Raw genomic sequence first — 21,825 nt, forward strand, 5'->3', positions numbered from 1 at the left:
TTTAGCGTTTCCTTTGCAGCTTGTTGAGGTTGAGGATCAGGATAAACTCACGCTTCTGGCCGGTGACTTTCGGCAGGATGTCTGCGATGTTTCCCCGGTAGATCGTCTCTTGCTTGAGGGTCAGGTCGCATGCCAGGAGGATATCCTGGCTTTTCCCGAATACAGATTGCACTTCGGTCAGAAGTTTGGTCAGGCGATAAGGCGTGTCCATCAGAATCACCGGGACGGATTCGGATTTATATCTGGCAAGGAAACCTTCGCGATGCTCGCTTTTTACGGGTGGGAACCCTGCAAATATGAAGCGATCGATGGGAAAATTGCTGAGTGAAAGAGCAGCCATCAAAGAGGAAGACCCCGGAATCGGTGAAATCGAGATGCCTGCCTGGTAGCACAGGTCCAGCAGGTGCCGACCCGGGTCGGCAAAAACGGGGGTGCCAGCATCTGAAATGATGGCCATAGATTCGCCCTGTGCCAGGCGCAGGACGATGAACTCCGATTCTTCAGCTTCATTGTGCTCATTTAAGGTGAGCAGTTCGTTTTCTACACCCAGTTGACGGAGCAGGCGGCTTCCCTGGCGAAGGTCTTCACAGATGATGGCATCGACCTGCTTGAGGATATCCAGGGCGCGCAAGGTAATGTCACGGGGATTGCCAATGGGCGTTGCAACGATGTACAAAGCTCCTGTTTTTTCTGTGTGTGTCATGGGTTTAATTGTAGCATTACTCCCTGTGTGTTGAGAAGTTTCTCTTTTGGCAACTGGTCAAGAGGTTGGTAATATGGCATAATCTAAGCAGGTTTGTTGCCAAAGAATTGGAGAATCATGAAAAAGACCAGCCGGCTCAGCCGGGTTTCGCTGCTTTTGTTTTTCTTTTTTGGGCTGGGTAAATTGGTGGCGATTGTGCGGACCGTCATCATTGGCAGGCAATTTGGCTTATCTGCAGAGCTGGATGTTTTCAATGCCGCCAATAATTTACCGGATCTCTTGTTTGCGCTTATTTCAGGTGGTGCGTTGGCGATTGCGTTTATCCCTGTTCTCTCGGAGACACTGGCAAAAGAGGGACGAGAATCGGCATGGAAATTGTTTTCACGGATTGCGAACCTGGCATTTCTCGTCACGGCAGTTTTGGCGCTGGTCATTTCGGTGTTTGCAAAACCGCTTGTTGGCTGGGAGTTAGGAGTCGCTCCCGGTTTTTCAACTGAACAACAAGTTCTGGCAGTTCAATTAATGCGCTTGAACCTGGTTGCCACCCTGATCTTTTCGATCAGCGGCCTGGTGATCGCCGGGTTGCATGCCAATCAACATTTTCTTCTGCCAGCAATAGCGCCGCTGGTCTATGACGGAGGACGGATTTTTGGCGCTATCGTATTAGCGCCGAGTGTTGGGTACAGGATTGCCGGAATCCAATTGCCTGCTTTCAACATGGGAATTCACGGCTTGGTCTATGGTGTGATCATTGGCGCAGCGCTTCACTTATTAATTCAGGTGCCAGGCTTGATAAAGCATAAATTTAAATGGTTTGCCAGTCTGAACCTGAAGGATCAATCGGTCCGAAATGTTTTAAGGTTGATGGGACCGCGTTTGGTGAATATGGTCTTCATTCAATTGTTTTTCCTGGCTCAGGACAATCTGGCCTCTCGATTACCAGAAGGTTCTTTGACAGCCTTGAGTTTTGGATGGTGGATTCAACAGGTGCCTCAAACGATGATCGGCACTGCGATTGCGACCGCGTTGCTGCCGACCCTGTCGGATCATATTGCAGCGGGTGACCAAGCGGCATTCAAAAACACGATCGAGCGGTCGTTAAAGGTGATGATTGCGGTGTCTTTGCCAATTGCGATGATCCTGTCTCTGGCCAGTTTGCCGCTGATCGAGGTGGCTTTTAAATATAGTTTTGGTGAATCACAAATGATTCTGAGGGCTACACAGGCTTTTCTGGTCGGCCTGCTGGGACACAATATTGTGGACCTGTGTGTGCGCTCGTTTTTTGCCCGTCAACGCCCACGCGAGCCGCTGGCAATTTCAGCCCTGGGATTCTTGATTAACCTTGGATTGGCGATCGCGCTGATGCGTTGGCTGTCCTTTGGGGGGATCGCGCTGGCTAACTCTCTTTCGTATAGTATTCAAGGTTTGTTGTTAATTGTCATGCTCAACCGTCAACTCCCAGAGAAATTTCGATTACGGGGTGCGTTAGTACGGGGAGGATTGAGCGCGTGCCTGGCTGGATTAAGCATCTGGTTGGTGATGACTGTGATTTCAATACCGGTTTCAGCACTGATGCTGGCATTAGCAGCGATTGTTATCGGTGCACTGGCAGGGGCAATCCCGATCTGGAAAGACATCCGTATGCTTGTCCACCTGTAAGTTAACTGAGGTATAATCCTGCCGATGGATCAAACAGAGAAGACAAATCAAACTGAGCAGCCAGCCAATGAGCGAAAAAGAGAAAAGAAGAAGTTTCTCGAACGTCGGTCAGCCTGGTATTTGATTGCTGCTGCGCTGATCCTGGTTTTTTTAGCCATTGGAATCCTTGCCGGGGGTGCACGCGCCATTAATGACCGGATAGCACTGGCTGAAAGCCAGGCTGAATCCAAGGTCAAATCGCAAATCGACGGCGCCCGCCTGGATATCGAAGAAGGGCGATATGAGGTTGCCTTAGATCGCCTGGACTGGATATTGGATGAGATGGCTGATTTTCTCACGGAAGAAGAGCTCGCTGAAATTGGCGAGCTTTACAGTCAAAGCCTGGTGCTGATCAACTCAAGGACAACTGCTACACCGCAACCCTCACCGATGCCAACCCAGGTGGTGTTCACACCCACGCCTGATTTGCGGGGTGTCCAGGAATTATTCGAAAATACGCTTCAATTGTATGCCAGCGGACAGTGGGATGAAGTCATCCGCTCTTTACAGGCGTTGAGAGAAAATGATTTGCATTTTCGCGCAATCGAGGTGGATGGTTTATTATATGGTGCTTTACGCAACCGGGGAATCCAGAAGATATTGGTGGAAAACAGTTTAGAACCGGGGATTTATGATCTGACACTGGCTGAACGTTTTGCGCCCTTAGATTCAAGCGCTGAAGGCTTGCGTACCTGGACCCGATTGTACATCACAGGTGCCAGTTACTGGGATGTGGATTGGTACGAGGTTGTCTTTTATTTTGAACAGGTTTACCCTCACCTGCCAAACCTGATGGATGGGACGTTTATGACCGCCACAGAGCGTTTTCGCATCGGCGTCATTGAATATGCAAAGCAACTTTTCGAAGCTGGAGAGTATTGTTTGGCTCAGGAATACCTGGAAAAAGCGCTGATGATCAGCGAAGACGCGGATGCCAGAACCCTATCTGAGGATGCAGCAGAAGCTTGCCTGTTAGGGGAACTCCCGCACGAAGAGGGGCGAAATGGGGAATCAACGCCCGCGCCGATTGAGGAGCCGACAGCAGTGTCGACAGAAAAAACAACACCTGAAACAACCGAAACACCGGATGGGTGAGTTTGAAAACATTAACAAAAAAGAAATGCCATCCCAGATCATCGGGATGGCTTTTTTGTCGGATCGATGGGGTCAGACGAGTTTACCGATCAGGTCGTAGGTGATTGCACTATGGATCTTCACTGCCACTATTTCACCAATCGGGGCAATTCCTTCAACTATAACTAAGCCGTCAATTTCGGGGGCATCCCGGTAGGATCGCCCAATTGAGATTCGGTTTTCATCGTCGATGCCTTCAATAATGACATCCAGCACCTTATCGATGAAGGATTGATTACGCGCTAAAGAGATCTCAGCTTGAATGTGCATGAGTTGTTCAACCCGATCGGCTTTGGTGTCTTCTGAGATCGGGTCGCCCAGGGGCTCGGCAGGAGCACCCGGTTCAAAGGAATAGGCAAACGTTCCCAGGTGATCAAAACGCTGGGTTTGGACGAAGTCCACCAACCTTTGGAAGGCGAGGTCATCCTCACCGGGAAAACCGACAATCATCGTTGTTCTCAGGGCAATACCCTCGATTTCGGCACGGATGTGGGCAATTGCCCGGGAGACAGCCTCGATATCGGATGGGCGACGCATCGCACGCAGGACAGCCGGGTCAGCGTGCTGGAGGGGAATATCCAGGTAGGGGAGGACTTGTGCTTCATTTTTCATCAACTGGATTAGATTGTCTGTCACATAACCTGGAAAGGCATATAACAAGCGGATCCAGGGAATGTGGGGAACTGCCTTGAGCAGAGCTTCTAACAGCCGGGTTAACCCGTCCTGCATCCCCAAATCGTGCCCATAATCTGTGGTATCCTGGGCGATGAGAATGATCTCCTTGATTCCAAGATCCTGTAAAGCTTTTGCGTCCTTAATAATTTCATCAATCGGGCGACTGATCAGATTGCCTTTAATCAATGGGATCAAGCAATAAGAACAGGATCTGCGGCAGCCATCAGCGATTTTTAGATAGGCGCTGCCACCCTGGATAGCCACACGGCGTGTTTCAACTGGATCTGAGGTTATTTGAGAGCAATGTAAATACGGTCTCTTCCGATCATGCCGATCGACTTGATCAATGAGGTCCAGGATGTCCATCCAGCGCCTGGTACCCAGGATCCCGTCCAAACCGGGCACAGAATCGAGTAATTCCTGACGGTGCAGTTCGGGCATGCACCCGGTAGCGATCAATTTCTGCCAGGGCTGTTTTTCACTGACCAGACTTCGGAGTATTGTGATGGCTTCCCGGCGGGCTGCAGTCAAAAATCCGCAGGTGTTGACAATCAGGTATTCTGATTTTTCTGGGATACTGGAAGCGACCAATCCACGCTGATTCAACAGCCGGGACATTGATTCTGAATCCACCAGGTTTTTTGGACAGCCCAGGGAAACCAGGTGATAAGTTCCTTTAGCCTGTTTAGTCATCGATCTCCAGCGGGTTGGGTGTCGTTTGAGGCGTTGGGGTGGTGGCGGGTGTGCTGGTGGGGGGAGGTAAAACCAGGCCTTTGGCATTGAAGATCAGATTGGCAACCTGACCCAGCAAACCTTGTGAGCCTATATCTCGATTGTTGAAAAGGATTTGTAATGCGCCGATATTGCCGGTGAGAATGTCAATCTGTACTTGCCCGGAGTACTCATAAGCATTTCCGGGGATTAAACGCCCTTGAAACACCTGTTTATCGTCAACGGTCACCTGCACCCATAACCGTTGGCGAGGGATCAGGATGATATTGATGGGATCTGAACTGGCAATTGGTGTAAATAAGGGTTCTATGTCTTCTGTTTCCGGAGTCTCGGAGTTCAAGTCCTGATCTTCGATGATGACCGTTGTCTCATCCTCAGTGATAAGCGCAGGTGTGGGCGTTTCGGTTGCCAGGAGAACATCAGAAACGCCTGGAATGTCACTTGCATTGCGTTCTGACATCTCATTGTCAAGGATGCGGTTGACACCCCAGATCACGAAAGTGGCAAATGCCAGGAATAGACCTGCGATGACGAGCAGATCGAGGGTGAAGAAATTCTTAAGTCGCAAAGCTGTCGGAGAAATTTCTCGGGTTGAACGCTTGCTTTTTTTCACCAATGCATCCTGCCTTTCAATGCGACGCAACTGGAGGGCTTCAGCATAATTGTTGAGCAGGATTTCTGAATCCAGGTTTAGAAAATCAATATAGTTTACCAGCAAGCCCTTTGCCTGAACCGGTGAAGGCAATTGATCAAATTGCCCTGATTCAATTGCCTCAAGGTGTTGCGGTGAAATGTGGAGGTTATCATGAACCTCATCGATTGATAAGCTGAGTAATTCACGCTGTCTCTTGATTTGATTTCCAATGGCTTTGAACATATTCTCGGAGACTTTTGCCTCAGGTTCCCCCTGGTTGGTTTCGAAATCGAGATCTGTTGGCGTGGGAAACGATGCTTGTTCCTGACCAGGGGCTGATTCTGGAGCAGGCGTGGGATCGGGTTCTGGCCGGTCATCGGAAGGTTCAATCACGGTTGCCTGGTCTTCTTCTGGCGACCTAGGTTCTCCTGTCAAAGTCATTACCTGTTTGTCACCAGCCAGGTGATACCCTCCAACGGTCAAATTTTCCAGTTGGAGGCCTAATTCATTGGCGTACAGGCGTAAAAAACCGCGCAATTGAACGGTTGAGGGCAAGGAATCAACATCATTCTCCTCCAACGCTCGAAGGTAAGCCAGGGAGATGTGGGTTTTTGAGGCAATCGTTTCTAAAGAGATCCCCCGGGATTCCCGGATTTGTTTTAATTGTGCTCCGATAGAAGATTGCATATAAGTATTATATTCTAAAAAGAAACCGGCCTGTTGTGTGATCCATTAACAGGCCGGTTGAACCATACTTGAGTAAAAAATTATGCTTCAGGATGTTCCGCTTCGTCTTCAACCTCATCTGGCAGGATTTCTTCGAGGTCAACAGGTGCCTCTTCGCCCTCAAGCGCTATTTCTGCTTCGTCGAGGGCTTCTTCTTCTGAGGCCGGCGTTTTTTGAACCGGCGGTTCGCCTTCACGATGAACGATCACAGTGATTTCAGGGACGAGGTCCATGGTCAAATGAATCGGAATGGTGTAAGCACCAATTTGGCGGATGGGTTCTGTCTCGACTTGGCGCCTTTCCAGTTCAATCTGGTAGTTGGCGAAAACGGCTTTAACAATCTCATCGCGACTTACAGAACCATAGAGCCGCCCGGTTTCACTGGCTTTCACGGGGAAAGCGAGGGTCTTACCACCAAGGACTTCAGAAATTGCACTTAATTCTTCATTGAGCGCCGCGCGCCGTTCGGTGGCTTTAATTCTGATGCGTTCTGCTTGCTGCAACGCGCCTTTTGATGCAGGAATAGCCAAACCCTGGGGGATCAGGTAGTTGCGCCCATAACCTGCGGCGACTTTTTTAATCTCACCTGCCCGCCCTAACTTATAGACGTCTTTGATCAATACAACTTTCATTTTTTACAAGCCCTTTCGTTTATTTAAATGATGTCTTGCTCGAAGGGTACAACGAACAAGCCAAGGAATTCTACTCGAATTATGGATTAACAGCAACAGGTTGATGAGCAAAAACAGGCAAAATTCGGCGCTTGATTTCGGGTATACTTGTGAAAAGCTACAATCACTGGCATGAGGTGCTTATGGCAATCGAACAAGAAAAACTACGATGGGAAAATGAAGTGTATCACCCGCTGATCAAACGCTTTCCCGAACGGAAGGAAAGCTTTGCAACGTCTTCCGGCATTGAAATACCGCCAATCCTGTTGCCGCCTGAAAAACAGGATTATATGGAAGATTTGGGCTTTCCTGGCGAGTATCCGTATACGCGCGGCGTCCAACCGACGATGTATCGTGGTCGATACTGGACCATGCGGCAATACGCGGGATATGCCACCGCCGAGGAATCGAATCAACGTTACCGCTATTTGTTGGACCAGGGGCAGACCGGCCTGTCTGTGGCTTTCGACCTGCCGACACAAATTGGCTATGATGCCGATGATGCGATGGCAATGGGCGAGGTAGGGAAAGTGGGCGTTTCGATTTCATCGATGCGGGACATGGAGACCCTGTTCAAGGACATCCCTTTGGATAAGGTTTCAACCAGTATGACGATTAATGCGCCTGCTTCCATTTTGCTGGCCTTTTATATTGCCGTGGCAAAAAAGCAGGGTGTCGCGTTAAATAAATTAAGGGGAACGATTCAAAACGACATCCTCAAGGAATATGTGGCGCGGGGGACGTATATCTTTCCACCCGAGCCTTCGATGCGTTTGATCACAGATGTGTTTCGGTTCTGCAAGGACCAGATCCCGTCCTGGAATACCATCAGCATTTCGGGTTATCACATTCGGGAAGCCGGTTCCACCGCTGCACAGGAGGTGGCGTTCACGCTCGCAAATGCTATCGCTTATATCCAGGCAGCGATCGATGCGGGATTAGAGGTCGATGAATTTGGCAACCAGCTCTCATTTTTCTTTAACGCGCATAATGATTTTTTTGAAGAAATTGCAAAATTCCGGGCTGCCCGGCGGCTGTATGCCCGAATCATGAGAGAACGATTTCACGCGCAGGATGATAAAACATGCCGAATGCGCTTCCACACCCAAACTGCAGGATCAACATTAACGGCTCATCAGCCTGAGAACAACGTGGTCAGGGTGACATTGCAAGCGCTGGCGGCTGTGTTGGGCGGGACGCAATCGCTACATACGAACAGCATGGACGAGGCGCTGTGGCTGCCGACAGAAAAATCAGTCCGGGTTGCGCTGCGAACCCAGCAGATCATCGCCAACGAATCGGGCGTTGCCGACAGTGTGGACCCAATGGCAGGATCTTATTTAATTGAAACATTGACAGACCAGATAGAGGCGATTGCCCGTGACTACATCGAAAAAATTGATGCCCTGGGCGGTGCGTTGCAGTCCATCAATTCTGGCTTCATGCAAAATGAAATCCTGGAAGCAGCCTACCAGGCTCAACGTGCGATTGAAACAGGCGAAAAGATCGTGGTGGGCGTGAATGAGTTTCAGGTCGATGAGGTGATCGAACTGGAGGCATTGTCCGTGGACCCGAAAGTTGAAGAAAATCAAAAGCGGCAACTGGCTGAGTTGCGGGCTTCTCGGGACAATGAAACCGTCAGCGTTCTGTTGGGAAAGCTGGAATCGGCTGCCCGCAGTGATGAACTACTGATGCCTGTATTTATTGAGTGCGCGGAAAACGAAGTCACCCTGGGCGAGATCTGCAATGTATTGCGCGCGGTGTGGGGGCAGTATCAACCGCCGACTTTTATCTGAATGAGAGGAAAGCCATGGCAAAAATAAAAAAGATCAATCATGTTGCCATCGTTGTAAGAGATATCGAAGAATCACTGAGGTTCTGGCGCGACCAGCTCGGCTTAAAGCTGGATCATGTTGAAGACGTGCCTTCACAGGCATCGATGGTGGCCTTTATCCCAGTGGGCGAGGGTGAGATCGAATTGGTCCAGCCGACGGATATGGACACCGGGTTGGGAAAATACCTTGAAAAGCGGGGCGAGGGCATGCATCACCTGTGCATCGAGGTTGATGATATCGATGGGATGCTTGATGATCTCAAGGCTAAGGGTGTGCAATTAATTGATGAAGTCGCCCGAGACTTGCCAGGTCGCCGAATGGCATTTATTCACCCCAGGGCTGCCAATGGCGTTCTGGTTGAACTTTATGAAATTGTTGAATAAACTATAAAATTCAAGAAGAGGAATACTTTATGTCACAAGCCCAAAAACGCTGGTCCAAACCGCCTGAGATGATCTTAGATGAGGAGAAAATTTATCACGCTGTGCTGCACACCGATAAAGGTGATCTGAAGATCAAATTATTCAGTGACCTCACGCCACATACCGTGAACAATTTTGTATTTCTCTCAAAAGCCGGGTTTTACAACGGGGTGATCTTTCACCGCGTGATTGATGACTTTATGGCTCAAACAGGCGACCCGACGGGCACAGGCAGGGGCGGCCCTGGTTACAGCTTTGCGGATGAGTTTCACCCAGACCTGAAACACGATCGGCCCGGAATTGTGTCCATGGCGAATGCCGGTCAGAACACCAACGGTTCCCAATTTTTCATCACCCATGTGCCGACACCCTGGCTGGATGGGAAACACAGCGTCTTTGGGGAGCTTGTGGAGGGCTTGGACGTGTTACTTTCTATCCCACAACGCGACCCGATACGACCGGAATATCCTGGTGTAAAAATTAATTCGATTGAAATCATTGAGTCAGAACGCGAATAATCGATCCGAATCAGGTATGCAGGATGATTGTGTCTATGATCAGCAGCGCTGCCCTGGTAAAGTAATCCAGCGGTAACGAAGGCATTGGTCCGGATGACCTGGCTGCCTGTTCAGGCAAAGCAGGCAGGTGAATAAAACCTGCGCTCATGCGCTTTTTCTGAGCAGCAACCCAGTGCATCAGGGTATAAAAAACCTGGTTGCACAAATACGCGCCCGCGCTAAGAGAAATTTCTGTGGGGATCTCCTCGTCAACCAGTGTGGATAAAAGCTGCTCAATGGGAAGGGTGCTGAAATAAGCAGCTGGACCGTTGGGATCTATGGGTCGATTGGTGACGGTCACTCCGGCGTTATCTGCGATTGAATAATCCATCAGGTTGATGGCCACCCGCTCCAGCGAAACTTTTGTTCTGTTGGCAGCCAAGCCAAAGGCCAACACGGCGTCTGGCTGGTTGCCTGCGAGCAGAGACAGCAATCTTTCGGGTCCCAGAAGATGGTGAACAGGCAAAATCCCTTTTACAAGCTGAACATCAAGGTATTGGTCAGGCAAGCTTTCAACCAGCAGTTGGCTGGGATTTATGGGGTGATCATGAAAGGGTTCAAACCCTGTAATCAGAAATTTCATATTTCGCCTCCGGGCATGATCGACTACCTGGCGTATGCGGCAGAGTCGTGATATCGCGAACTCTTGGTTGGGTCATCAACGGAAAATTTCCAGCTTGCTTTGTCCGGCGAGGTTACCCTGCTGACGACCCGGTTTTGCTTTGCGTTGATTATAGCATTTATTTTTCCAGACAAACTTTGCAGGGCTTTTCTAATGTGATTAACAGGGCGATTTTCTTATTTTCATGGCTTGCCTGTGATATAATTTTTTTGTAAATTAATCGTTTGTGATATTCCGACAGGAGAAAATGACATGCTGATCACCAATGGGAAACTGATACCATGGGGCTCTGAATATCAGGTCATACCCGAGGGCTTGGGGCTTCTGATCCGCGATGGAGTGATTCAGAAGATTGCACCTCAAAATGAACTGATAAAGGATTACCCCGATGAAGAAATTTTAGATGCCGGGGGTCAATACGTGATGCCGGGAAATATCTGCGCTCACACCCATTTTTACGGTGCTTTTTCACGCGGTTTGGGCATTCCTGGAGAACCTGCCAGCACCTTTACAGAGATTCTGGAAAAACTCTGGTGGAATCTCGATAAAGCTCTGGATGAGGATGGCGTCCGCTATTCGGCGCTGGTGTGCCTGGTGGATGCGATTAAACACGGCACCACAACGTTAATCGACCATCACGCCTCGCCCAATGCGATTGATGGCTCATTGGATATCATCGCTGAGACGATAAACCAGGCTGGTCTGCGGGCATCCCTGTGTTACGAGGTCACCGATCGAGATGGAGCTGAAAAATCGGAGCAAGGTTTGCAAGAAAACCTGCGCTTTATTAAGCGCATCCAGAATAGGGACCCGCAGGATGCGTTGCTACGGGCGCATTTTGGCTTACATGCCAGCCTGACCCTTTCGGATGAAACCCTGTCTCGTGCGGAAGAACTCTGCCCTGCGGGGATCGGATTTCACATCCATGCCGCTGAAGGAATGGCAGACCAGGTCTTTAGCCTTGAAACCTCGGGAAAGCGAGTTGTCCATCGCCTGGACCAATTTGGGATTTTGCGACCCGAATCAATATTGGCGCATGGCGTGCATCTGGACCAGGGTGAAATTGAGCGCCTAGCAGAAACACAAACCTGGCTTACGCACCAACCCCGTTCAAATATGAACAATGCTGTTGGTGTGGCTCCGATTGAAGATATGCTAGACGCGGGCATGCGAGTTGGTATGGGAAATGATGGTTTTTCTAATACGATGTGGTTGGAGTGGAAGGAGGCGTACCTGCTGCATAAACTGTATCATCGCGATCCACGGCGGATGGGCGGTTACACTGTGACCAGGATCGCTGTTGATAACAACGCTGCGCTTGTGACTGAGCTGTTTGATGGCTTGCAGGTTGGCCAGATATCTGAGGGTGCTGCGGCTGATTTAATTTTCGTTGATTACCATCCCTTTACACCATTGACAGGTGGAAACCTGCCCTGGCATATCCTGTTTGGTTTCCAGGAAAGCATGGTCACAGCCACCATCGTTGCCGGAAAGCCCCTGATGTACCAGCGACAGTTGTTGACTCTTGATGAGAGTGCGATCGCAGCCAGGGCGTTAGAAATTGCAACAGAGACCTGGAAACGGTTCGAAGAGATCGCTACCCAATAAGCCTTTACCGATTGAAAACAGAAGATAAGGAATACAGCATGGTTGATGAGACAAAAAAATTATATACACTCGGCATCGTTGGTGGGACGGGGAAAGAAGGCAAAGGTTTAGCCTACCGCTGGTTAAAAGCCGGGCATAAAGTCATTATTGGCTCACGCAACTTTGAAAAAGCTCAGAAGGCAGTTGAGGAGCTGATTGAATTCATGGGCTATTCCCCAGAGGGGCTGAGCGGTATGGATAACAGAGCCGCCGTCGAAGCCTGCGATATTGCGGTGATAACCGTACCCTATGTCGGGCACAAATCTACCCTGGAAGACTTAAAAGATGCCTTGCAGGGCAAAATTGTGATCGACGTTGTCGTCCCGCTTGTACCGCCGAAAGTTTCTAAGGTGCAAATGCCTGAATCGGGTTCAGCAGCGCAGGAAGCCCAGGCAATCTTAGGCGATACCTGCCAGGTTGTGGATGCTTTTCAAAATATTTCTCATGAAAGGCTGATGGGCGAGGGCGATACGGATTGTGATGTCCTGGTGTGCGGAAAAAGTAAGGCTGCGCGGGAGGTCGTGATCGGGTTGGTGGCTGATACCGGATTGAAGGGGTGGGACGCCGGACCGATTGAAAATGCGGTTGTTGTGGAAGGCTTGACCTCGGTGTTGATTGGTCTCAATCAGCAACACAAGGTGCATGCTGCCGGCATTCGCATCACCGGAATTTCTGATCAGACATAAGATGGGACTGAACCTGATCCCATTAGAAGGCTTTCCCCTGGTCAAACCCGGGGATGACCTGGCGAGCCTGGTTGCAGAAACCCTGGCGAAGAACGGCTTTTCGCTGCAAGACGGTGACATCGTGGTCCTTGCGCAGAAGATTGTTTCCAAGGCAGAAGACCGCCTGGTCAACCTGACAACGGTCGACCCCTCAGAGGCTGCGCGGGATTATGCGCACATTACTGGGAAAGACCCGCGTTTGGTCGAGTTGATTCTCTCGGAATGTCGCGAGGTCGTACGTGTCCGTCAGGGGTTGATGATTGTCGAGCATCGCCTGGGTTTCATCAGCGCCAATGCGGGCATCGACCATTCGAATGTTTCCGGTCCCTGGGGCGAGCCCCAAGATTGGGTTCTTTTATTACCTGAGGACCCGGATGCTTCAGCAGCGCAGATTCGAGCGCAATTGCAGGCTCGCTATGCCTGCCGCCTGGGCGTCTTGATTATTGATTCGCACGGGCGCGCCTGGCGCAATGGAACCATCGGGATGACGATTGGTTTATCCGGTCTGCCGGGCCTGGTCGATCTGCGCGGACAAGCGGACTTGTTTGATTTCCGCTTGCGGATTACGCAAGTGGCTGCCAGCGATGAATTAGCAGCAGGCGCCTCGTTGATGATGGGGCAGGCTCGGGAGGGCACTCCGGTAGTGCTGGCGAGAGGGTTCCCATACCCACTGCGTGAGGCTTCGCTGTCTGAGTTGATCCGGAACAAGGATCTCGACCTGTTTAGATGAGGCTGTGATGTATGCCATAATCAGCGAGTTAGATCAAGAATCTTCGATCGTCGTCAAAGACCTGTGGGGCAGGTTGCGGGAGGCTTGTGGATTGATGGCAATTTATGAGCTTCCGACGCCGCACTTCACCTGGTTTGATGCTAAAAACCTGGATGTTCCTGCTGTTGAGGACATTCTGGCTGAACTATCTGCCAGCACCTTTCTGTTAACCAGCTATGTATTTGGTTTCGGTATTTTTTCTGGCGAAAGACCAGTTTTTTATCTTCCTCTGGTCAAATCGCAAGCGATGATTGACCTTCACAATGAAATTTGGCGCCGATCGATTGAGCATAGTGAGCAACCCAATCCATACTATTCGCCTTCTTACTGGTTGCCGCATATCACCCTGGCGATTAATGATATTACCCGGGAAAGCCTGGCATGCGCTCTTGAGTCGGTTGCCTTTGACGCGGTGGAAATGGAGGTTTCTGGGAGTAACTTGATCGTTGTGTCACAGAGCGAGGCTGCGTCAACGATGGCTTACAAACGATTTTATTTTAAGAGTTTCGGGAGCACATTTTGAAAGTAGTCGCATTGACCGGTGGGGTGGGCGGCGCAAAGCTGGTCTATGGACTGGCAGCGCTGCTATCACCGGAAGAGTTGAGCGTGATCGTCAACACTGGCGATGATTTTGACTGCTGGGGGTTGAGGGTCTGCCCTGACCTTGACACGGTGTGTTACACCTTAGCTGGTCTGGCTAACCCGAAAACGGGCTGGGGACAGCAAGATGAAACCTGGGAAATTCTTAAAAAGGTTAGAAGTTTGGGTGGATCGACCTGGTTTAAAATTGGTGATAATGATTTGGCAACCCATCTGAGGAGAACAGAGTTGCTCTCGGAAGGGGAAACGCTTTCATCTGTGACCCAAAAATTGTGCTCAATCTGGGGTGTAAAGCATCAGATTCTCCCGATGAGCGACGATCCTATTCGGACCATTGTGCATACTGCAGAACACGGCGAGCTGGCATTTCAACGCTATTTTGTTCAGTTAGCCTGTCAACCGGTCGTGCGTGCATTTGAATTTTGTGGGGCTGAGGTTGCGTCTCCCGCACCTGGTGCTCTGGCTTTAATTGATAAGGCTGATGTGGTCATTCTCACGCCCTCCAACCCCTTTGTTAGTATTGACCCGATCCTTGCAATTCCCGGGTATCGTCAGGCGATCGAAAAGAAGCCCGTCGTCGGTATTTCGCCCCTGGTGGGCGGGAAGGCTGTAAAAGGCCCTGCTGCGAAAATGTTCCACGAACTGGGAATTGTGCCTTCAGCTTCAGCAGTTGCCGGGCACTATCAGGGCTTGCTGCGTGGGTTTGTTTTTGACACGCAGGACCAAACTGAATTGGAAAAAATTGAGCGTTGGCGTATAATTCCATTAATAACAAATACGATTATGAGAGATGCTCAGGACCGCATTCGCTTGGCTGAAGAAGTTATAAAATTTTGCGAGCTGGTCCTCACCAGGAGTTTATAAATCCATGAGTTTATGGGCAATCGTTCCAGTTAAACCTTTACGACGCGGAAAATCGCGACTTTCGGAGATACTCTCCGAAGATGAGCGTTACCGACTTAATTATTACCTGTTATATCATACGATTGACATCTTATTACAGGTTGAAGCAATCTCAGAAATCCTTGTGGTCAGCCGAGATTCCGATGTGCTGACAATTTCTCGAGAAAAGGGTGTGCGCACGGTGACAGAAAATGGTGCACCAGAATTGAATAATGCATTGCGCAGAGCTTCTTTGTTTTCTAAGCTATTTGCGAATGAAGGTGTCATCATTGTTCCGGCGGACTTACCCCTGATAACCTCTGAGGATGTTAGCGACTTTCTTGCCCAACGCAAAGAGCCCCCGACCATGGTGATCAACCCGGATCGCCACCGGATGGGCACAAATATGTTGTTCTTAAATCCGGCAGGTCTGATCAACTTTTCTTTCGGCACCGATTCTTTTGAACGCCATTGCGGATTGGCCCGGCAACAAGGTGCAGAGGTGGTTGTTTATGAAAATCCACGCATCGCTTTAGACTTGGATGTTCCGGAGGATTATGAAATCCTCCAATCGAGCAGTGTTTTACCAGTACTACAGTAAATGGTCAATAAACTAGTGGAAAAGGAAAAAAAATGACAATCGAAAGAGTAGCCCTGTATTTACAAGATGCCCATGACCTACGAGATGGATTGGATTTCGTAAAATATGCTGAAGAGCGAGGCTTTGAGGCGGTTTGGCAGGCTGAAAGCCGCCTGGTTCGAGATGCCATCGTACCGATGGCTGCCTATGCTGCAGTTACCGAAGAAATCAAGGTTGGGTCTGGCGTCATCAACAACTGGACCCGTAATATCGGTTTGCTCGCGGCGACATTCCTCACGCTGGATGACCTGGCGCCGAACCGGATTATTTGCGGTATTGGCGCCTGGTGGGATCCACTGGCAAAGAATGTGGGCATCTTACGTAAAAGCCCAATGACGGCAATGGAAGAGACCGTCACCGTCTTGCGACGCCTGTTGAACATGGAACGCGTGTCGTTTGACGGCGAATATGTGCATGTCAGCGGGATTGAACTGGATGTGGTGCATGGTCGTCGTGAGCCCCGGAATGTCCCGATTATGATCGGGGCAACCGGTCCGAAGATGATGGAATTGACTGGGAAAATTGCAGACGGTGCCGTTTTAAATTACTGCGTGCCGCCAGAATATAATGAACAGGCGATTGACGAGCTGAAGAAGGGCTTGAAAGCATCGGGACGGACTTTGGATGATCTGGATCGCCCACAACTGGTTGTGTGCTCTGTCGACGAGGATCGCGAGAAAGCCATTGACACCAGCCGTGAACTGCTGACGCAATACCTGGCACAACAACCGCATATTGCGAAGGCTTCCGGTGTTTCGATGGATATTGTGCACGAGATCCAGTCGATTCTTGGCTGGCCTGCCACGCATGAGCAAATCCAGCAAGCCAAGCATCTAGTACCGGATGAGTTGATCCATCGTATTACAGCCAGCGGCACCCCTGATGAAGCACGCGTCAAAGTGCAGGAATATATTAATAACGGTGCGACCTGCCCGATCCTCTACCCTGTTGGCGGCAATGTAAAGGTTTTGATTGACACCTTTGCAACGAAATGAAATTAACTGAAAAACAACCTGGTTCAAAATCTTGTTTTGTGTGCGGCAGGGAAAACCTGGCTGGACTCAAACTTGAGTTTTATATGATTGAACCCGGGAAGGTTTGTTCGTATTTTAACTTACATGAGCATTATGAGGGCTATCCCGGGGCGATCCACGGTGGCATCATCGCTGCCATCCTGGATGAATGTGGCGGTCGAGCTCAAATGATCGAGCCAAACCGGTTTATTGTTACCGCTCAATTATGTGTCCGTTATCGCCGACCGGTTCCATCGCGAACCGACCTGGTCGTCTACGGAGTAGCAGGTGAGCGCCGAGGACGGGTATCCTTTGCGAGCAGCGAAATCCAGAGTATGGATGGAAAGATTCTGGCTGATGCTGAATTGGTGCTGATGGACATTCCTGAATCGCAGTTTACGGATGTGGATCTGGAAGCAATGGGTTGGCGTGTTTATCTTGATGAGGAGGTTGGATGATTGGTGAATATTTTAGACCAAACACAGTAGAAGAGGCATTGTTATTATTAACCGAAAAGGGAAAGATTCGGAAACCTCTGGGCGGCGGAACCAGCTTGAGCCGGCAGGTGTCACAACATTTCGACGTAGTCGACTTGCAAAACGTTGGTTTGGATCGTATTGAGGAAAGAGGCCAAAACTTGGTGGCAGGGGCTACGCTTCGTTTTGATATGCTTTTAGCGCATCCCGGGGTTCACCCTGAGATCAAGCGAGCGATCCGTATTGATGCTTCAGAAAACAGCCGGAATATGGCTACTCTGGGCGGATGGTTGGTGAACAGCGATGGTCGTTCGTTGACGACAACCGCATTGCTGGCAATGGATGCAAATTTAACCTGGGAACCAGAGGCTGTTCAGATACGGCTTGGCGATTGGTTGCCCCTGCGCAGTCAGAATCAACCCGGCGTGTTGATAACAGAGGTGGCCTGGACCATGGGCGCAACGCTCGTTTTTGAGTATGTGGCGCGCTCTCCGAAGGACCGCCCCATCATGATTGTAGCTATGGCACAATGGGGTTCAGGCAGGACACGTGTGGCATTGGGGGGCTTTGGCGATGCGCCCATCATCGCTGTGGATGGCATAGGAGCGGATGGGGTGGATGTCGCCAGTCGGTCTGCCTGTTTAGATGCTGGAGATCAATGGGCATCTGCCGAGTACCGCAGTGAGGTCGCTGCAAAACTTGCCGTGCGTTGTGCCGCGCGTATGGATGCTATTAGAGGAAGTGGTGCCTAAGATGAAAATCATACTGAATATTAACAATCAAGACTACCCCCTTAATGTTCCTGTTGGCGAACGTTTACTGGAAACCCTGCGCAGGCTTGGCTTTTTCAGTGTCAAGTACGGCGGTTGTGAAAAAGGAGAATGCGGTGCGTGTGCCGTGCTTTTTGACGGTCGCCCGGTCAATAGCTGCACAATGTTTACAGCTCAGGCTGAAGGTCACAAAATCCAGACAGTGGAAAGCCTGGGTGAACACCCGGAACAGGGTTGGAAACGGACGCAGGGTTTGCATATTATTCAGCAAGCCTTTGTCGATACGGGCGCGATCCAGTGCGGTTACTGTACGCCAGCCATGGTATTGGTGAGCAAAGCCTTGTTAGATAAAAACCCATCGCCCTCTGAAGAGGAAATTCGTGACGCCCTTTCTGGCGTCCTGTGCCGTTGCACCGGTTATGTGAAGCCGGTTCAGGCTGTTATGCGAGCGGCGGCGATTATGAGGGGTGAAAAGGTTCCACCCATTGGTGAGCCGATGGATATTGGTGATTTATTGGATTTTGATCGGAGTGTTCCGGAAGACGGTGCACCGATGACCTCTGACGGCGGAACAATGACTGAAACGCGGGTCTTCCCGAAGATAAAGGTCGTTGATGCGCGTTCACCGTTGAAAACCGTGGGTCACGGTGAACCTAAGGTGGATGCGGTCAAACTTGTGCAGGGCAAACCAGCCTTTGCTGCAGATTTTGAAAGACGGGACATGCTGGTAGCCAAGGTGCTTCGAAGTCCCCATGCCCACGCTAACATCAAGCACATTGATACCTCGGAAGCAGAGGCGCTTCCTGGTGTAGCAGCTATTCTTACCTGGAAGGATGTTCCCCGGGTGGTCTATTCTACGGCTGGACAATCGCATCCCATTCCGGGACCGTTAGACATGTTTTCACTGGACAAAAAGGTCCGCTTTGTAGGCGATAAGGTGGCGTTTGTGGCTGCTGAAACGGCTGAGATCGCAGAAGCCGCGTTGAAATTGATCAAGGTGGAATATGAGGTCTTGCCTGCCATTATTGATCCCACGAAAGCGATGGATGAAGGCGCTGTGGTCATTCATGATGAAGAAGAATATGTCAATTTTGACGAATCTGATCCCTCGCGCAACCTGGCTGCTCAGATCCGCGTGGATATCGGCGATGTTGAACAGGGTTTTCTCGAGGCAGAGCGCATCTTTGAAGCCGAATATGTTGTACCCAAGGTTCAGCAGGCGCATATCGAACCGCATGTGGTGGTGACCTACTGGGATGAGGACGACCGCCTGGTGATTATCACCAGCACTCAGGTGCCCTTCCACGTTCGGCGCCAGATTGCTCCGGTTTTAGGTTTGCCGGTCAAGCGTATCCGGGTGATCAAACCCCGTATCGGTGGCGGTTTTGGCGGCAAGCAAGAAGTTCAGATCGAAGATGTTCCGGCACATCTGACGATTGCGACGGGACGACCTGTTATTTATGAAATGACCCGTGAGGAGGAATTTATTGGCTCCCGGGCACGTCATCCAATGCGCATTCGGTTGAAAACCGGAGTCAAGAAGGATGGCACAATTACTGCGAATGAAATGTACTGCCTGAGTGATACCGGGGCTTATGGGTGCCATGCCCTGACCGTGGCAGGAAATACCGGGCATAAGGCGATGGCGCTGTATGTCGGCGACGGACCCTACCGTCTTCAGCCCAATATCCGGTTTTATTCCGATGTTGTCTATACCAATACACCGCCTTCGGGTGCCTTCCGCGGTTACGGTGTCCCACAAGGATTCTGGCCTGTTGAACGGCACATGGAGACCATTTCAAAAGCTTTGGGCATCGATCCGATTGAATTCAGATTGAAGAATGCCCTCAGACCAGGCGAGTTGCACCCCTTCAGTACGGCTTGGAGCGAGGGACGCGAACCCAGACCTGAAAAAGTGTACACGATTGGCCTGGAAGAGTGCGTCAACCAGGGCAGGATGGCCATTGATTGGGACCATAAGTTTGGCAACGCGGCATGGCACACCATTCCTGGCAGTGAGCATTTGCGCAAGGGGATTGGAGTTGCTTTGGTGATGCAGGGAACTGCTATCCCTTACCTGGATATGGGCGGTGCCAGTATTAAAATGAATGATGACGGGTCATTTAACCTGCTGGTTGGCGCTACAGACCTGGGGACCGGTTCGGACACGGTGTTGGGCCAGATGGCAGCCGAAACCCTGGGCGTTCGTTTGGAAGATATCCTGGTGTATTCATCGGACACGGATTTCACACCATTTGATGTGGGTGCGTACGCGTCCAGCACAACGTACATCTCCGGTACGGCGGTGGTCAAAGCTGCAGAAAAGGTCGCTGAGCAGATTCGCGAACGGGCAGCCTTGATGTTTGCTGAAATGGGCGATGAGGTGGACCACAACGAGATACTGCTGGAAGATCGAAAGGCAATTGCACCTTCAGGAAATTCTATCAGTATGGAAGAGATTGCCCTGCACGCGCTGCACGCATCCGATCAGACCCAAATTATGGGAGTTGCTTCGCATGTGTCCCCGGTTGCGCCGCCGCCTTTTGCAGCGCAATTCGCTGAGGTGACTGTTGATATCGAAACCGGCATGGTTACAGTGGATAAACTGGTTATGGCTGTTGATGGTGGTGTGATCATCAACCCTGTCACAGCATCAGGTCAGGTTGAAGGCGGGATGGTACAGGCGCTGGGATACGCAGTGAGCGAAGAGATGGTCTATGATGATTTGGGACGGGCGAGGGAGCGCGACCTTGTAGACTATCACATTTTCCGCTCGGACGAAATGCCCGAACTGACGACCATTTTCGTGGAAACCTACGAACATTCACATCCTTATGGTGCAAAAGCTGTTGCGGAAATCCCGCTGGATGGAGTTGCACCGGCTGTTGGTAATGCAATATTAGATGCGTGCGGAGTCTCACTGCACGAGATCCCCGCCTTGCCCGAGAAAATCTGGAAAGCTTTAACAACCTCGGCATAAAGATGAGCTGACCTTCCGCCGATTGTTCGAATAGACACATCTGGCGGAAGGTTTGACCTCGAGGAATAATTTTTGTTCCCGGAGCTTTGAGTTTGATAGAGGATTTATGATGAACATTGTCGAGCGGTTGAATGAGGCTTTAGCTGAGGGAAAACCTGTGGTGCTGTGCACGATTGTGAACACAAAAGGTTCTGTACCGAGGCATGCAGGCACTAAAATGCTGGTTTACAGTGAAGGGCATTTTGAAGGAACGGTTGGCGGGGGTGAGGTGGAAAATCGGGTTCTTGCTGAAGCAATGGCAGCGTTCAAAGACGGAAAAACCCGCTTATTAACCTATGATATGATCGACCCGGAACGCGGTGATGCAGGCGTTTGTGGCGGGATTGTGACCGTCTTCGTGGAGCCATTTCTGACACTGCCAACAGTCGTTGTCGTTGGCGCCGGACATGTCGGGCGACCGATTGTGCACCTGGCAAAGTGGCTTGGATTTCGTGTAGTCTTAAGTGATGATCGCGAGGAGCTGTGCACCCCGGAGGAAACACCAGGGGCAGACCTTTACTTGCCATCACTTCTGAGCCAGATTCCAGAAAAATTACATTTGGATTCACGTACTTTCCTGGTGCTGGTTACCAGGGGCTCGGATGTTGATGTGGAGGGTTTGCCAGCCCTTTTAGAAACGGATGTGCCGTATATCGGTCTTATAGGTTCAAAACGGCGTTGGGCGCATACACAAGAGAGACTGATTGAGAAAGGGGTTTCGAAGGAAGCCTTGGCAAGGGTGAAATCTCCGATCGGGTTATTTATTCATGCAGAAACGCCCAATGAAATCGCCATCAGCATTATGGCTGAGATCATCGATCACTACAACCAGATGAAAAAACATTTTCAAAGCGCATAGATTGGAGTTTACACCG

Annotated in this window: 21 protein-coding genes; 16 read left to right on the forward strand and 5 right to left on the reverse strand. The window is 50.4% G+C overall.

Translation table 11 applies throughout. The annotated features are described in order from the left end of the window. Position 1: 1 nt before the first annotated feature. Positions 2-676, reverse strand: a complete 675-nt coding sequence (rsmI, locus tag CFX1CAM_RS04990) for a 16S rRNA (cytidine(1402)-2'-O)-methyltransferase (RefSeq protein ID WP_157891721.1) — start codon at positions 674-676, stop codon at positions 2-4. A 144-nt stretch (positions 677-820) separates the two neighbouring features. On the opposite strand from rsmI, the gene murJ reads away from it, so the two are divergent. Continuing rightward, on the forward strand, positions 821-2,362 hold the full coding sequence (gene murJ, locus CFX1CAM_RS04995; RefSeq protein WP_087861958.1) for a murein biosynthesis integral membrane protein MurJ: 1,542 nt from the start codon (positions 821-823) through the stop codon (positions 2,360-2,362). Between the two features lie 24 nt (positions 2,363-2,386). Further along, positions 2,387-3,496 carry a hypothetical protein gene (locus CFX1CAM_RS05000; RefSeq protein ID WP_087861959.1) on the forward strand — a complete coding sequence of 370 codons (1,110 nt, stop codon included), beginning with the start codon at positions 2,387-2,389 and terminating at the stop codon, positions 3,494-3,496. A 72-nt stretch (positions 3,497-3,568) separates the two neighbouring features. Here the strand turns inward: CFX1CAM_RS05000 and rimO are convergent, their stop codons facing one another. The 3 genes from rimO to rplI all read right to left on the reverse strand — a co-directional run bounded on the left by rimO (position 3,569) and on the right by rplI (position 6,934). Beyond that, positions 3,569-4,903: a 30S ribosomal protein S12 methylthiotransferase RimO gene (rimO, locus tag CFX1CAM_RS05005; RefSeq protein ID WP_157891722.1), complete on the reverse strand. Its 1,335-nt coding sequence runs from the start codon at positions 4,901-4,903 to the stop codon at positions 3,569-3,571. Beyond that, the gene (locus CFX1CAM_RS05010) at positions 4,896-6,263 is read right to left on the reverse strand and encodes a helix-turn-helix domain-containing protein (protein ID WP_087861961.1); all 1,368 of its coding nucleotides are present in this window, start codon (positions 6,261-6,263) and stop codon (positions 4,896-4,898) included. Before CFX1CAM_RS05010 ends, rimO begins: the two co-directional genes overlap by 8 nt. An 80-nt stretch (positions 6,264-6,343) precedes the next feature. Then, complete coding sequence (gene rplI / locus CFX1CAM_RS05015; protein ID WP_087861962.1) at positions 6,344-6,934, reverse strand: 50S ribosomal protein L9; 591 nt, start codon at positions 6,932-6,934, stop codon at positions 6,344-6,346. Between the two features lie 182 nt (positions 6,935-7,116). Here rplI and CFX1CAM_RS05020 point away from each other — a divergent pair, with 182 nt between their 5' ends. The 3 genes from CFX1CAM_RS05020 to CFX1CAM_RS05030 are packed head-to-tail and all read left to right on the forward strand — an operon-like array spanning position 7,117 to position 9,748. After that, on the forward strand, positions 7,117-8,769 hold the full coding sequence (locus CFX1CAM_RS05020) for an acyl-CoA mutase large subunit family protein (RefSeq protein WP_087861963.1): 1,653 nt from the start codon (positions 7,117-7,119) through the stop codon (positions 8,767-8,769). Between the two features lie 14 nt (positions 8,770-8,783). Beyond that, entirely contained in the window at positions 8,784-9,191 is a 408-nt protein-coding gene (gene mce / locus CFX1CAM_RS05025) for a methylmalonyl-CoA epimerase (RefSeq protein WP_087861964.1), read from the forward strand. A gap of 29 nt (positions 9,192-9,220) precedes the next feature. Beyond that, positions 9,221-9,748, forward strand: a complete 528-nt coding sequence (locus tag CFX1CAM_RS05030; protein WP_269457043.1) for a peptidylprolyl isomerase — start codon at positions 9,221-9,223, stop codon at positions 9,746-9,748. 10 nt (positions 9,749-9,758) lie between these two features. Here the strand turns inward: CFX1CAM_RS05030 and CFX1CAM_RS05035 are convergent, their stop codons facing one another. After that, positions 9,759-10,370, reverse strand: coding sequence for a pyroglutamyl-peptidase I family protein (locus CFX1CAM_RS05035; protein WP_087861965.1), 612 nt, complete (start codon positions 10,368-10,370; stop codon positions 9,759-9,761). Between the two features lie 291 nt (positions 10,371-10,661). Between CFX1CAM_RS05035 and ssnA the strand changes: the two genes are divergently transcribed. From ssnA to CFX1CAM_RS05090, 11 genes are all read left to right on the forward strand, one after another. Then, entirely contained in the window at positions 10,662-12,017 is a 1,356-nt protein-coding gene (gene ssnA, locus CFX1CAM_RS05040; protein WP_087861966.1) for a putative aminohydrolase SsnA, read from the forward strand. A gap of 38 nt (positions 12,018-12,055) precedes the next feature. Continuing rightward, the gene (gene npdG / locus CFX1CAM_RS05045) at positions 12,056-12,742 is read left to right on the forward strand and encodes an NADPH-dependent F420 reductase (protein ID WP_087861967.1); all 687 of its coding nucleotides are present in this window, start codon (positions 12,056-12,058) and stop codon (positions 12,740-12,742) included. A gap of 1 nt (position 12,743) precedes the next feature. After that, positions 12,744-13,511 carry a coenzyme F420-0:L-glutamate ligase gene (gene cofE / locus CFX1CAM_RS05050; protein WP_087863231.1) on the forward strand — a complete coding sequence of 256 codons (768 nt, stop codon included), beginning with the start codon at positions 12,744-12,746 and terminating at the stop codon, positions 13,509-13,511. A gap of 7 nt (positions 13,512-13,518) precedes the next feature. Continuing rightward, on the forward strand, positions 13,519-14,073 hold the full coding sequence (locus CFX1CAM_RS05055) for a 2'-5' RNA ligase family protein (protein ID WP_087861968.1): 555 nt from the start codon (positions 13,519-13,521) through the stop codon (positions 14,071-14,073). Further along, entirely contained in the window at positions 14,070-15,014 is a 945-nt protein-coding gene (gene cofD, locus CFX1CAM_RS05060) for a 2-phospho-L-lactate transferase (protein ID WP_087861969.1), read from the forward strand. The genes CFX1CAM_RS05055 and cofD overlap by 4 nt, the downstream gene beginning before the upstream one ends. Before the next feature lie 4 nt (positions 15,015-15,018). Further along, positions 15,019-15,633, forward strand: a complete 615-nt coding sequence (cofC, locus tag CFX1CAM_RS05065; RefSeq protein WP_087861970.1) for a 2-phospho-L-lactate guanylyltransferase — start codon at positions 15,019-15,021, stop codon at positions 15,631-15,633. 32 nt (positions 15,634-15,665) lie between these two features. Continuing rightward, positions 15,666-16,667, forward strand: coding sequence for an LLM class flavin-dependent oxidoreductase (locus CFX1CAM_RS05070; protein ID WP_087861971.1), 1,002 nt, complete (start codon positions 15,666-15,668; stop codon positions 16,665-16,667). Continuing rightward, a complete protein-coding gene (locus CFX1CAM_RS05075) occupies positions 16,664-17,143 on the forward strand; it encodes a PaaI family thioesterase (RefSeq protein ID WP_087861972.1) in 480 nt (159 codons plus the stop codon). The genes CFX1CAM_RS05070 and CFX1CAM_RS05075 overlap by 4 nt, the downstream gene beginning before the upstream one ends. After that, positions 17,140-17,913: an FAD binding domain-containing protein gene (locus tag CFX1CAM_RS05080; protein ID WP_087861973.1), complete on the forward strand. Its 774-nt coding sequence runs from the start codon at positions 17,140-17,142 to the stop codon at positions 17,911-17,913. Before CFX1CAM_RS05075 ends, CFX1CAM_RS05080 begins: the two co-directional genes overlap by 4 nt. 1 nt (position 17,914) lies before the next feature. Next, positions 17,915-20,911 carry a molybdopterin-dependent oxidoreductase gene (locus CFX1CAM_RS05085; protein ID WP_087861974.1) on the forward strand — a complete coding sequence of 999 codons (2,997 nt, stop codon included), beginning with the start codon at positions 17,915-17,917 and terminating at the stop codon, positions 20,909-20,911. A gap of 106 nt (positions 20,912-21,017) precedes the next feature. After that, positions 21,018-21,809 carry an XdhC family protein gene (locus tag CFX1CAM_RS05090; protein ID WP_087861975.1) on the forward strand — a complete coding sequence of 264 codons (792 nt, stop codon included), beginning with the start codon at positions 21,018-21,020 and terminating at the stop codon, positions 21,807-21,809. The last annotated feature ends 16 nt before the right edge of the window (positions 21,810-21,825 follow it).

Origin of the sequence: Brevefilum fermentans (assembly GCF_900184705.1) — a bacterium.
Classification (GTDB): domain Bacteria; phylum Chloroflexota; class Anaerolineae; order Anaerolineales; family Anaerolineaceae; genus Brevifilum; species Brevifilum fermentans.

Coding starts and splice junctions, on each gene's coding strand:
- murJ (WP_087861958.1), top strand. CDS start 821: ATGAAAAAGACCAGCCGGCTCAGCCGGGTTTCGCTGCTTTTGTTTTTC.
- CFX1CAM_RS05000 (WP_087861959.1), top strand. CDS start 2,387: ATGGATCAAACAGAGAAGACAAATCAAACTGAGCAGCCAGCCAATGAG.
- rimO (WP_157891722.1), bottom strand. CDS start 4,903: ATGACTAAACAGGCTAAAGGAACTTATCACCTGGTTTCCCTGGGCTGT.
- CFX1CAM_RS05010 (WP_087861961.1), bottom strand. CDS start 6,263: ATGCAATCTTCTATCGGAGCACAATTAAAACAAATCCGGGAATCCCGG.
- rplI (WP_087861962.1), bottom strand. CDS start 6,934: ATGAAAGTTGTATTGATCAAAGACGTCTATAAGTTAGGGCGGGCAGGT.
- CFX1CAM_RS05020 (WP_087861963.1), top strand. CDS start 7,117: ATGGCAATCGAACAAGAAAAACTACGATGGGAAAATGAAGTGTATCAC.
- mce (WP_087861964.1), top strand. CDS start 8,784: ATGGCAAAAATAAAAAAGATCAATCATGTTGCCATCGTTGTAAGAGAT.
- CFX1CAM_RS05030 (WP_269457043.1), top strand. CDS start 9,221: ATGTCACAAGCCCAAAAACGCTGGTCCAAACCGCCTGAGATGATCTTA.
- CFX1CAM_RS05035 (WP_087861965.1), bottom strand. CDS start 10,370: ATGAAATTTCTGATTACAGGGTTTGAACCCTTTCATGATCACCCCATA.
- ssnA (WP_087861966.1), top strand. CDS start 10,662: ATGCTGATCACCAATGGGAAACTGATACCATGGGGCTCTGAATATCAG.
- npdG (WP_087861967.1), top strand. CDS start 12,056: ATGGTTGATGAGACAAAAAAATTATATACACTCGGCATCGTTGGTGGG.
- cofE (WP_087863231.1), top strand. CDS start 12,744: ATGGGACTGAACCTGATCCCATTAGAAGGCTTTCCCCTGGTCAAACCC.
- CFX1CAM_RS05055 (WP_087861968.1), top strand. CDS start 13,519: ATGTATGCCATAATCAGCGAGTTAGATCAAGAATCTTCGATCGTCGTC.
- cofC (WP_087861970.1), top strand. CDS start 15,019: ATGAGTTTATGGGCAATCGTTCCAGTTAAACCTTTACGACGCGGAAAA.
- CFX1CAM_RS05070 (WP_087861971.1), top strand. CDS start 15,666: ATGACAATCGAAAGAGTAGCCCTGTATTTACAAGATGCCCATGACCTA.
- CFX1CAM_RS05075 (WP_087861972.1), top strand. CDS start 16,664: ATGAAATTAACTGAAAAACAACCTGGTTCAAAATCTTGTTTTGTGTGC.
- CFX1CAM_RS05080 (WP_087861973.1), top strand. CDS start 17,140: ATGATTGGTGAATATTTTAGACCAAACACAGTAGAAGAGGCATTGTTA.
- CFX1CAM_RS05085 (WP_087861974.1), top strand. CDS start 17,915: ATGAAAATCATACTGAATATTAACAATCAAGACTACCCCCTTAATGTT.
- CFX1CAM_RS05090 (WP_087861975.1), top strand. CDS start 21,018: ATGATGAACATTGTCGAGCGGTTGAATGAGGCTTTAGCTGAGGGAAAA.